The sequence below is a fragment of the Gluconobacter sp. P5B12 genome (assembly GCF_018812035.1).
Lineage (GTDB): Bacteria > Pseudomonadota > Alphaproteobacteria > Acetobacterales > Acetobacteraceae > Gluconobacter.
The window spans coordinates 124,959-135,411 of record NZ_JACRVV010000008.1; the positions used below are offsets into that span (position 1 = coordinate 124,959).

Sequence of the window (10,453 nt, forward strand, 5' to 3'; positions counted from 1 at the left end):
GCGCATCAGAGAGTCCCCTGATGCGCTCCCAAATCACCACCTGAAACAGGTTTCAACCCCGAACAGCGGCAGACAACTCAATAAGCTGCTTCAATACGGATGGAACCGTCTTTTCCGTCGCTTTACCCTCAGACAATGTCCCCGCCATCGTCTTGATCAAAGCAGACGCTACAACAGCCGCATCCCCAATCCGGGACGCCGCCCGCGCCTGCTCAGGCGTCGAAATCCCAAACCCGATCGCAACCGGAAGATCGGTTGCTTCCCGAATTTTCGGAAGAGCTTCCTCAAGCTGCGCCTGGCTCGCACTGCCCGTCCCCGTGATCCCCGTGATGCTCACATAATACACGAAGCCAGACGCATCTTTCAGCACATGAAACAGACGAGTCCGGGACGTTGTCGGCGCCACGAGAGAAATGATATCCAGCCCGGCCGCCCGTGCGTGAGCATCCAGAAGATCCGCCTCTTCCGTCGGCATATCCACCACAATGATACCATCCACACCCGCCTGAACCGCATCAAAGCAGAATTCCGCTGGCCCGTAGCTATCAATCGGGTTCAGATATCCCATCAGAATAATCGGCGTCTCAGCATCGGTCTCCCGGAAAGACCGAACCATCTCCAGAACGCCACCCAACGTCGCCCCAGCCTTCAGCCCCCTCAGTGCCGCAGCCTGAATCGTCGGACCGTCCGCTGAAGGATCGGAGAACGGCACGCCAATCTCGATCAGATCTGCCCCCGCAGCCGGCATCGCCTTCAGCAGTTCCAGTGAGGTCTCATAATCCGGATCAAACGCCTGAAGATACGGAATCAGAGCGCCCCGTCCCTCCTTCTTGAGGGCTTCAAAACGGGCTTTGATACGGCTCACAGGTTCACTCCCAGATGGCTCGCCACAGTGAAGATATCCTTGTCTCCACGGCCGGAGACGTTCAGTACGATGATCTTGTCCTTCGGCATCTCTGGAGCAATCTTCATCACATGCGCCAGTCCATGCGCGCATTCGAGCGCCGGAATAATACCTTCCGTCCGCGTCAGAAGCTGGAACGCATCCAACGCTTCCTGATCCGTCACACCAACATACTCGGCACGGCCAATATCATTCAGCCAGGAATGCTCAGGCCCAATCCCCGGATAATCCAGCCCCGCACTGATCGAATGCGCCTCTTCGATCTGACCATGCTTGTCCTGAAGCAGATACGTCCGGTTGCCATGGAGCACTCCCGAGCGCCCACGCGAGATGGACGCCGCCGTCTTGCCAGAATCCAGTCCAAGCCCAGCAGCCTCCACACCAATCAGACGCACATCCGCATCATCAAGGAACGGATGGAAAATCCCCATCGCATTGGAGCCGCCACCAATGGCCGCAACAATCACATCCGGCAGGCGCCCCTCAGCCCGGACAATCTGCTCCTTTACTTCCGTACCAATGATGGACTGGAAATCACGAACCATCTCAGGATAAGGATGCGGCCCAGCAACCGTGCCCACCAGAAAATATGTATCCGCCACGTTCGCAACCCAGTCGCGCATGGCTTCATTCATGGCATCCTTGAGTGTCCCGGCCCCAGCCGTCACCGGCTTCACCTCAGCCCCAAGCAGATGCATGCGGAAGACGTTGGGCTTCTGGCGCTCAACATCCGTTGCGCCCATGTAGATGACGCATTTCAACCCAAAGAGCGCACAAACCGTGGCCGTAGCCACACCATGCTGACCAGCACCCGTCTCAGCCACAATCCGTGTCTTGCCCATCCGTCGGGCGAGCAGGATCTGCCCCATGACATTGTTGAGCTTGTGCGAACCTGTGTGGTTCAGCTCCTCACGCTTGAGATAAACCTTTGCACCACCCAACTCTTCCGTCAGGCGCTTCGCAAACCATAACGGGCTCGGGCGGCCAACATAGTCCCGGTAATAGTAGTCCAGCTCCTCACGAAACGCCGGGTCAGCCTGCGTCGCGCGATACGCCTCCTCCAGTTCAAGAACCAGAGGCATCAACGTTTCCGCAACAAAGCGTCCACCGAAGACGCCAAACCGGCCACGCTCGTCCGGACCGGAGCGCAAGGAATTAGGCAGGGAAGATGATGGGGTCGTCATACCGGGCTCTGTTCCGCTTAAAGGGCTAACCAGCGATACCAAGGCCAGACGGGAACGTCCATCCACACCATTTTTAAGAAACCACCCTTACCGAATTCTCGGCAGCCCCCTTGCACAGAGCGCATCCTCAAGACATGAGTCAGAACACCTCCTGCCTCCGACCAAGGATCTTTCTCTGATGCTTCTCGCCCGGCCCGCCGGCACACCGGCCCGCGAGATCGGCCCGGACGTCGATATCAATGCCACGAACTGGATTGACCTCATCAATCCAACACATGATGAAATCACAAAAGCCGAGACACTCCTTGGGGTTCACATTCCCAAACTGGAAGAACTGGAAGAGATCGAAAGCTCATCCCGCCATTATGAACGGGATAACTGCCTCTACCTCTCGACCCCCCTTGTACGCCGTGCGGATGACGTCTCGTTCTCCAAACCCGTCGGTTTCATCCTGACGGAAAAGAGAATCATCACAGTCCGCTATACGGACTATTTCGCATTTGATCTCGTAGGGCGAAAGCTGGCCGAATACCCGGCAGGCAAGGTCTCGCCGTCTTCAACGGAACTGCTGGTTGAACTGCTCGAAGAGATTATCAACCGTCTGGCTGATATCCTCGAAGGCCTGGGGCGCACTCTCGACACCATTTCCCGCCGCGTCTTCAACGCCGAGCAACCGCGCGATCGCGCACGCGTGGGCGCCATGCTTCGCGAAACCCTGCGCCGCCTCGGATATGCTGGAGACCTAGCCTCAACAGTCCGGGACAGTCTCCTCGGCATCGACCGTGTTCGTATCTATCTGGAAGATTACATCAGCCAAAGCCTGCAAAAGGCCAAGGATCAGGGCACGTCTCCCCTTCCCGCCAGAGATACTGCTGGGAAATCACCAACGCCGGCTGACACATTCAAATCACGTCTCAAAGTCGCAGGCCGCGACATTGCTTCCCTGAGCGACTTCGATGCCCAGATCGTCAGCAAGGTCCAATTCCTTCTGGATGCGACGTTGGGCTTCATCAGCATCGAGCAGAACGACGGCATGAAAGTCCTCACCGTCGCCAGCTCAATCGGGATCATGCCAACGCTCATCGCAGGTATCTACGGCATGAACTTCAAGGACATGCCGGAGCTTACCTGGAAATATGGCTACCCTTACGGCCTTACCTTGATGGTTTTATCCACCATCCTGCCGCTCTTCTGGTTCTGGCGCCGTGGATGGTTCGGAACCCGTTAAGAGTCTTCTTCAACCCGCAAACCACCCTCAACGGGGCGGAAAGGCAGAACAGAGCGCTGATATGCCACCGGGAAACGATGGAGCTGTTTTTCCCACAGTTCCACATCACTTCCTTCCGGCAAAACGACGTTGTCTACGCCACACCGCTTGAGGAAGGCCGCCTGATCTGGAAGGACATGCCCTTCCGCACGAATTTCTCCGGAAAAGCGGAGGTACTCCCGCAACTCCCGAGCCTGCGTAAACACACGCCCATCACGGAAGATCGGAAAGCGCAAAACAACCAGCTCAAGTCGATTGAGATACGGTTTCAGGGCCGTCGCATCATCAGCAATATCCAGAAGAACAGCGCGTGCGTCTGTGTTCTCGGCCAACTCTGAAAGCGTTACCAACACCTCATGAAACTTGGCAGGACGCTCATTCAGCTCAAACAGTTTCATAAGCCGCCTCCTTGAAAGGAACGTCCCCGAGTCGATCTAACGTATCGAGGAACGTCTCCCCTTTCTGCCTTACACCAAGGTAGCAATCCACCAATCGGGCAATCGCATCAACCGTATCGTCTTCCGGAAGCGCCGGACCCAAGATCGTTCCAATAGATGCGCCGTTCTCTGCCCGGCCGCCCAGAGTAATCTGGAAGAACTCTTCCCCACGCTTGTCCACACCAAGCAAGCCAATATGACCTGCATGGTGATGGCCGCATGCATTGATGCAACCCGAAATATTGATCCGCAGCGCGCCGATTTCCGCCTGCAAAGAGGCATCCCCAAACCGCGCGCCCAGCTTCTGGGCAATCGGAATGGAACGCGCGTTTGCCAGTGCGCAGTAATCCAGTCCAGGGCACGCCACGATGTCACCGATCAGACCAATGTTGGCCGATGCCAGATCCACCTCTTTCAGGGCCTGCCACAGATCATACAGTCGATCCTGTCGAACATGCCCCAGAACAATGTTCTGAAGATGCGTAATCCGCAGTTCGCCAAAGGAATATTCGTCAGCCAAGTCGGCCAAACGGTCCATCTGGGCAGACGTCGCATCTCCCGGAATTCCCCCGGCAGGCTTCAGAGAAACAACCGCAATAATATGACCTGCATCACGATGAGGATGCGTATTGCTTCGAACCCAGAGGTCAAACTCCGGATTGGCCCCACGTCTGGCAGATAGCTCCTGAGACGCATTATCCGGGGCTGATAGTTCCGGCACAGCAAATCGCGCGCGGATTGCATCTACCATTTCAGGCGTCAGACGGTAATGCTCCAGATCCATCTGTTGCAGCTCAGCTTCGACTGCCTCACGATAAGCCTCAATGCCCAGAGCCTGAACCAGGATCTTGATCCGTGCCTTGTAGATATTATCGCGGCGTCCATGCGCATTATAGACACGAACAATCGCTTCGAGCGTTGCAAGCAGTCGCTCTTCAGGTACCGCATCAAAAATTTCCTGCCCGATAATAGGCGTACGGCCTAAGCCTCCCCCTACAAAGATCCGGAAAACAGGACGCCCGTCTGCGCCACTGCGAGCCAGAATTCCAATATCATGGAAACGAGCTGCAACCCGGTCATTCGGACTGCCAGAAATAGCAATCTTGAATTTCCGCGGCAAAAACGTGAATTCGGGATGCAATGTAGACCACTGGCGCAGAATTTCCGCATGAACACGCGGGTCCACGACTTCATCCGCAGCCGCACCCGCAAATTCGTCAGACGTCACATTCCGGATGCAGTTTCCGCTGGTCTGAATGGCATGCATGTCCACCTTCGCCAGATCGCGCAGAATGTCCGGAGTTTCTTCCAGCTTTATCCAGTTAAACTGAATATTCTGACGCGTGGTAAAGTGCCCATAATCACGATCGTACCGACGCGCGATATGCGCGAATATCCGCATCTGCTGACTGTCGATCGTTCCGTAAGGAATAGCGACCCGCAACATGTAAGCGTGAAGCTGAAGATACAGACCATTCATCAGCCGCAGCGGCTTGAACTCGTCTTCACTCAAACTTCCATCGATACGACGCGTCACCTGCTCGGAAAATTCGTCGATGCGCGCGGCCAGAAAATCGCGGTCAATCTGGTCGTACTGATAATGGCCAACTGGAGCGTTCATTGCCCGGCCTCCACTGAAAATTCCGGATGTACAGTCGGACCATGCGCCCGAATTCGCTCACGCACCGTCACAGGTTCTGGAGGATCAACATCGCGTACAGCCACTTCATAAACACCTACGACGCCATCGTGCTGAGCACGCGCCTGAGCACTCTCAAGAACATCGTTCACAGCGTCAGCATCCAGTTTTTCCGCCGCAGCAACTTTGGCCGTCCAATGTCCATCATGGCCGCGCCAGACGATTCTTCCGTCCAGAAGGCGATTAGCCGTCAGAACAAGTTTCTCACCCGCTCCAACACGAACTGGTCGTTTCATGATGCCCTCCGCAGGAACGAAACTGACATAGGATAAACCATCAACTCGCAGGTTTCCCCTTGCATGACCTCGAAAGAAGCTCCGAAGATCTTCCCAACGTGATGCTGCGAATGAAAAAGGACTGACCGTAGCAACGAAAAATTCACCATAACGAATCAAATAATGATCCATTATGGTGAATTATCCAACCTCAATAAACAAAATTTAGTGATAATTTTTTATAACTAATTATTATAGTTATATCGAGAATGATATCGGAGCCCGATTAGGTCTCTGCATTCCCGCTTCCTCGGCCTGACGCAGCAACCCTTCCAAGGTCACAGCATCCATCTTTTTGGCTAGTTCAACATTCATTGACGCCCAAAAAGGTTCAAGAACCTTTTCTATCAACGGATTGGCGGCTTCACCATCCGGGGTATGCTCTTCTGTAACGGCCTGAACAATTTCATGCACGGTAATCGTCCGCGGCGGACGGCCCAACCGATAACCGCCTTTGGGGCCTCGCACACTATCCAGAAGCTTTTCTCTTGAAAGAGCCTGAAGAACAGGCTCAATCCCGCGACGCAGCATATTACCCCGCTTGGCAATATCCGCGCCACTCACCACACCGGAACGCCCCGCGTGAAAAGCAACATCCAACATGATTGAAACAGCTGTCAGGGCACGATCGCGGCGGAGATACATGAATTTTCCGAATTCAACGCAAAAGAAAGGGCACTTGAACAACTTGCGATGCTCATTCGTGTATTTGGGTCTTTCAAACAGCCCTGTCAATCATTGAAACGGGATTACATCCTCAATCGGATGACTCTACTCCACATATTCGCGATAATATCGCCCACCTAGAGAGGTCAAAATTTCATATCCGATAGTTCCCGCAGATGCGGCCACATCATCAACGCTTCTGCGTGGCCCAATCAGATCCACGTACATATCCGCATGTAGCTGAGACTCCGGAACAGCAGACACATCCAGCGCCAAAGAATCCATGGAGATGCGCCCGACGATGGGCAACGCAATATCTCCCAACCACGCACAACCCGTACCGCTATTATGCCGGGAAAACCCATCAGCATATCCCACAGCCACAGTCGCAATACGGCGTGGTTCACTAGGGCGGTAGGTCAAACCATACCCAACAGCATCGCCCACTCCCACATCACGTAACTGAAGGACACGTGCGCGAAGAGAAACAACCTGCTGCAGAGGATTAGGCGCTTCAGTATTAGGAGCGATTCCATAAAGAGCCGCACCAGGCCGGACCAACTCCATATGGTAATCCGTACCAAGGAATATTCCCGAGGAAGCCGAGAGACTTAAAGGAGCCGCAGGCATTAATGCAGCCATGTCTCGAAATCTTTGGCGCTGCATTTGGTTCGCCTCGCTGAATGGATCGTCGGCACAAGCCAGATGACTCATCACCAGTCCAAGACGGATACCCCCTAGAAGACTTTTGTCCTCGGAGAGCCTCTGAACGTCCCCCCAGGAAAGACCGAAACGGGACATACCACTATCAACCTGGATAACGGCCTCCAGAACGGCCCCTTCACGCGCAGCCTCGCGCTTCCAGAGATCTATCTGTTCAAGACTGTTCAGAACCGGCCGGAGCCCGAAATAGACACACTCAGCCGCCGCTCCCGGCCGCGGCCCATGCAGAACCGTAATCCGAGTCTCTGATGAGACGATCTGACGCAGAGCAATTCCCTCATCAACATGGGCGACAAAAAACTCTTTTGCGCCTTCCCGTTCGAGAACAGGCGCGACTTGCTCAGCACCCAGCCCATAGGCGTCCGCTTTCACAACAGCAGCACAAACTGCCGTTCCCACCTTATCCCTCAAAAAGCGATAGTTTCTGGCGATAGCCTTGAGATCGACCACAAGAGTGGCACCCGCCCGTGAGGCAGGCCAAAGGTGGGGAGCTGATAAGATCGTCATACGTCACCCTATCGCAAATCGAAATGAAATTTCCTGCATAAATTCAGCATATTCTTCAGTCTCAAAGGTTATATATGCAGCATATAACCAAGGAAGACGGAAAATTGTGACATGATCTTCGATCGCACTACCGAATCCATTCTTCGCCTTCTGCAACATGACGGCCGTATGAGCAATGCAGACCTCGCGGAACGCGTTGGTCTTTCACCCTCAGCATGCCTGCGACGTGTCAAAATGCTTGAAGAGAAAGGCATCATCCGAGGTTACCATGCCGTCATCGACGATCGGTCCGTACATAACCTGACAACAGTCATTGTACAGATCACCTTGGAGCGCCTGACGGACGAAGCTCTAAGACGCTTTGAAGCACGCATTAAGGAATGCGCCGACATTCGTGAGTGCTACCTGATGACTGGTGAAGCAGACTATCTTCTACATGTGGCAGCCCGAGACCTGGCAGACTACGAACGAATCCACAAAGAGGAACTCTCTCGCCTCCCGGGTGTGATCCGTATTCACAGCAATTTTGCCATCAGGCCCGTTGTGCAGCGTTGGAGCACTCAAAACATTAGCCAGACAAAATAAGCAAATTTTAATCGAAATGCATTTGCGAACTAATCTCATTTAACGTATGGGAAATTATTGCCTCATGATAGGACGCTACGAGCAGCTCATGATCATCTGTTCATGTAACGCACTTTCCCACAAAGACGTCGAGTCGGCCATTGATGCTGGAGCCTCCCGACCTTCTGAAATTTACACCGCCAAGAAGTGCCGTGCTCAGTGTGGAAACTGCGTTCCAGGAATGGTCTGCCTTTTGAAACAGGCCATTCAGGAGCGACGAAATCTCGGTCTAGCCAATACGAAAATCGCACAGCCACCGACACAAACCGCATACTGTTAATTTAGAGAACTAAAAAAATGCCCGGGATTACCGAGCATTTTCGAAGCATTTAGTCTTGATCAGGAGCTGCTGCGGAATTGGTCTGAATGTACCGCTCAATTCCAACCTGCTTAATCAGATCGAACTGACGATCAATAAAGTCTTCATGCTCTTCTTCATTCACGAGAATCTTAAGAAGAAGATCACGAGAAACATAATCCCGTACGCTCTCACAATACGCGATGCCTTCACGTAGATCTTCGAGAGCTTTTTTCTCAAGCTTTAAATCGCATTCCAGAATCTCTTCAACGCTCTGTCCAATCAAAATTTGATTTAGGCGCTGAACATTAGGCAACCCGCCCAAGAAGAGAATGCGCTCGATTAGCCAGTCAGCATGACGCATTTCTTCAATGGATTCTTCGTATTCTTTTTTACCCAGCAGCGTCACGCCCCAATGACGCAACGTCCGTGCATGCAAGAAATACTGGTTGATGGCCGTTAACTCGTTGGTCAACTGCGTGTTCAGATGCTCGATGATTTTAGGGTCTTTAATCGCCACAGGAAGATCCTCTTCGTTATCTTGATCATCCGTTCATACACCACAATCAAGTAAATAACAAAAAATAATTAAGTTATATACTTGATAAAATTAATATACATTCTCATTTGGAATTTTTACTTAAAAAATATCTTCAAAATTTCCATAGAAACCTAATTTAGAAATTATAATTTCAAGTATTAATAAAACATAGATTTTTCACAAACATAATTAACCCTAAAGAAGGCGCCAATCGCAAAAAACAGATAATCGAACATCTACCTGTATATGGTAAAAGACTATCAAATCTTCCAACAGCCGATTGGAATGTGAAAACGCTTGGCATGTTTGATGGATTCCTACTTTATCTCCGACCTGTAATAGAAAGGCTAACCTTTTTTCCTCTAAAGTCGGATCGAAGAAGTCAACATCAAACCCAGTCCGCCATCATATCGTTTAGCGCCTCCTGTCAGCGCGGACTATTGAGATCAACAGCGTGATGCGACGCAGAACGACAACTCGCATCTTGGCGTGGATCCCCACAGCGATCCATCTGTTTGTCCACTAACCGATATAGATCGTTCCATCCTTCATTTTCCATTATAGAGCCTGGCTCAGATTTTCCGTTTCCTTCAACAAATCTAGCGATCATGACGCCGACTAGTCGCATCTACTACGTTGGAAAGGACATATAGGTTGATGATTAAACTCTTACGATATCCCACACGAATTTCTTATGCTGATATAATATTTTCGCGTGAGCAACAGGAAGTATCGAAATAAAAGTGATCTCATACACTGCTTTCAGCGCTGAGCTCAGAGTTCGGGATCAATCTAAATAGTGGATACAAAGTGACGCAAGCGCCAGACCAAAAAGCTGGACTCTCTAGTCATCTTCGAAACGGATGAAGTATGATTGTGGCCTTTTAGCATACCTTTTAGTGCCGCTAAACGAGGGCTTTATGTACTGCCCACCGCAACATCCTACATTTGACACGCTTGTCGCTGCATTAAGGCCTTCCCCTCAAGAGCCATTAGTTGCGAGTTTAGCGATTCCGATTTGAATCTACGGGTGCCAAGTCATTGAAATGATGGGGAATTTGATAGGCGTGTGGTATGGGCCGCAACACGAAAACCCCCGCTGTCTCGGTGAGAGAGCGGGGGTTTTGGAACTGTATTGGTGTGGTTGCGGGGGCAGGATTTGAACCTGCGGCCTTCAGGTTATGAGCCTGACGAGCTACCGGGCTGCTCCACCCCGCGGTGGTGTATGTGATGTTGGTGTGTGGGAGTTTTTGTGAGTGGGCTAGGGGACCTGGCGGCGACCGACTTTTCCGCACCTTGAGGTGCAGTATCATAGGCGCTGAGGGATT

General features: G+C 52.2%; 11 protein-coding genes and 1 tRNA gene. 3 read left to right on the forward strand and 9 right to left on the reverse strand.

Features of this window, described 5'->3' with window-relative positions; genetic code table 11:
* Window positions 1–52: 52 nt before the first annotated feature.
* Together trpA and trpB are read right to left on the reverse strand one after the other, a co-directional pair.
* Entirely contained in the window at window positions 53–865 is an 813-nt protein-coding gene (gene trpA, locus KP702_RS13405; RefSeq protein ID WP_202208036.1) for a tryptophan synthase subunit alpha, read from the reverse strand.
* Entirely contained in the window at window positions 862–2,088 is a 1,227-nt protein-coding gene (gene trpB / locus KP702_RS13410; protein WP_202208035.1) for a tryptophan synthase subunit beta, read from the reverse strand. Before trpB ends, trpA begins: the two co-directional genes overlap by 4 nt.
* Window positions 2,089–2,266: 178 nt before the next feature.
* Here trpB and KP702_RS13415 point away from each other — a divergent pair, with 178 nt between their 5' ends.
* A complete protein-coding gene (locus KP702_RS13415; protein WP_215769163.1) occupies window positions 2,267–3,316 on the forward strand; it encodes a CorA family divalent cation transporter in 1,050 nt (349 codons plus the stop codon).
* Here KP702_RS13415 and KP702_RS13420 read toward each other — a convergent pair.
* The 5 genes from KP702_RS13420 to alr form a co-directional block, all read right to left on the reverse strand.
* The gene (locus tag KP702_RS13420; RefSeq protein ID WP_202208034.1) at window positions 3,313–3,753 is read right to left on the reverse strand and encodes a DUF934 domain-containing protein; all 441 of its coding nucleotides are present in this window, start codon (window positions 3,751–3,753) and stop codon (window positions 3,313–3,315) included. The two genes, KP702_RS13415 and KP702_RS13420, sit on opposite strands and share 4 nt — an antisense overlap.
* Window positions 3,740–5,413, reverse strand: a complete 1,674-nt coding sequence (locus tag KP702_RS13425) for a nitrite/sulfite reductase (RefSeq protein WP_202208033.1) — start codon at window positions 5,411–5,413, stop codon at window positions 3,740–3,742. Before KP702_RS13425 ends, KP702_RS13420 begins: the two co-directional genes overlap by 14 nt.
* Window positions 5,410–5,727 (reverse strand): DUF2849 domain-containing protein, encoded by a 318-nt coding sequence (locus KP702_RS13430; RefSeq protein ID WP_202208032.1) that lies wholly within the window; start codon window positions 5,725–5,727, stop codon window positions 5,410–5,412. Before KP702_RS13430 ends, KP702_RS13425 begins: the two co-directional genes overlap by 4 nt.
* A gap of 237 nt (window positions 5,728–5,964) precedes the next feature.
* Entirely contained in the window at window positions 5,965–6,411 is a 447-nt protein-coding gene (locus tag KP702_RS13435; protein ID WP_202208031.1) for an Rrf2 family transcriptional regulator, read from the reverse strand.
* Window positions 6,412–6,537: 126 nt separating this feature from the next.
* Window positions 6,538–7,662 carry an alanine racemase gene (gene alr / locus KP702_RS13440; RefSeq protein ID WP_202208030.1) on the reverse strand — a complete coding sequence of 375 codons (1,125 nt, stop codon included), beginning with the start codon at window positions 7,660–7,662 and terminating at the stop codon, window positions 6,538–6,540.
* Between the two features lie 111 nt (window positions 7,663–7,773).
* Here alr and KP702_RS13445 point away from each other — a divergent pair, with 111 nt between their 5' ends.
* Together KP702_RS13445 and KP702_RS13450 are read left to right on the forward strand one after the other, a co-directional pair.
* A complete protein-coding gene (locus KP702_RS13445) occupies window positions 7,774–8,247 on the forward strand; it encodes an Lrp/AsnC family transcriptional regulator (RefSeq protein WP_202208029.1) in 474 nt (157 codons plus the stop codon).
* An 88-nt stretch (window positions 8,248–8,335) separates the two neighbouring features.
* On the forward strand, window positions 8,336–8,566 hold the full coding sequence (locus KP702_RS13450; protein WP_202208117.1) for a bacterioferritin-associated ferredoxin: 231 nt from the start codon (window positions 8,336–8,338) through the stop codon (window positions 8,564–8,566).
* A 49-nt stretch (window positions 8,567–8,615) separates the two neighbouring features.
* Here the strand turns inward: KP702_RS13450 and bfr are convergent, their stop codons facing one another.
* Window positions 8,616–9,104 carry a bacterioferritin gene (gene bfr, locus KP702_RS13455; protein ID WP_202208028.1) on the reverse strand — a complete coding sequence of 163 codons (489 nt, stop codon included), beginning with the start codon at window positions 9,102–9,104 and terminating at the stop codon, window positions 8,616–8,618.
* 1,162 nt (window positions 9,105–10,266) lie between these two features.
* Window positions 10,267–10,343: transfer RNA gene (locus KP702_RS13460), tRNA-Met, on the reverse strand.
* Between the last annotated feature and the right edge of the window lie 110 nt (window positions 10,344–10,453).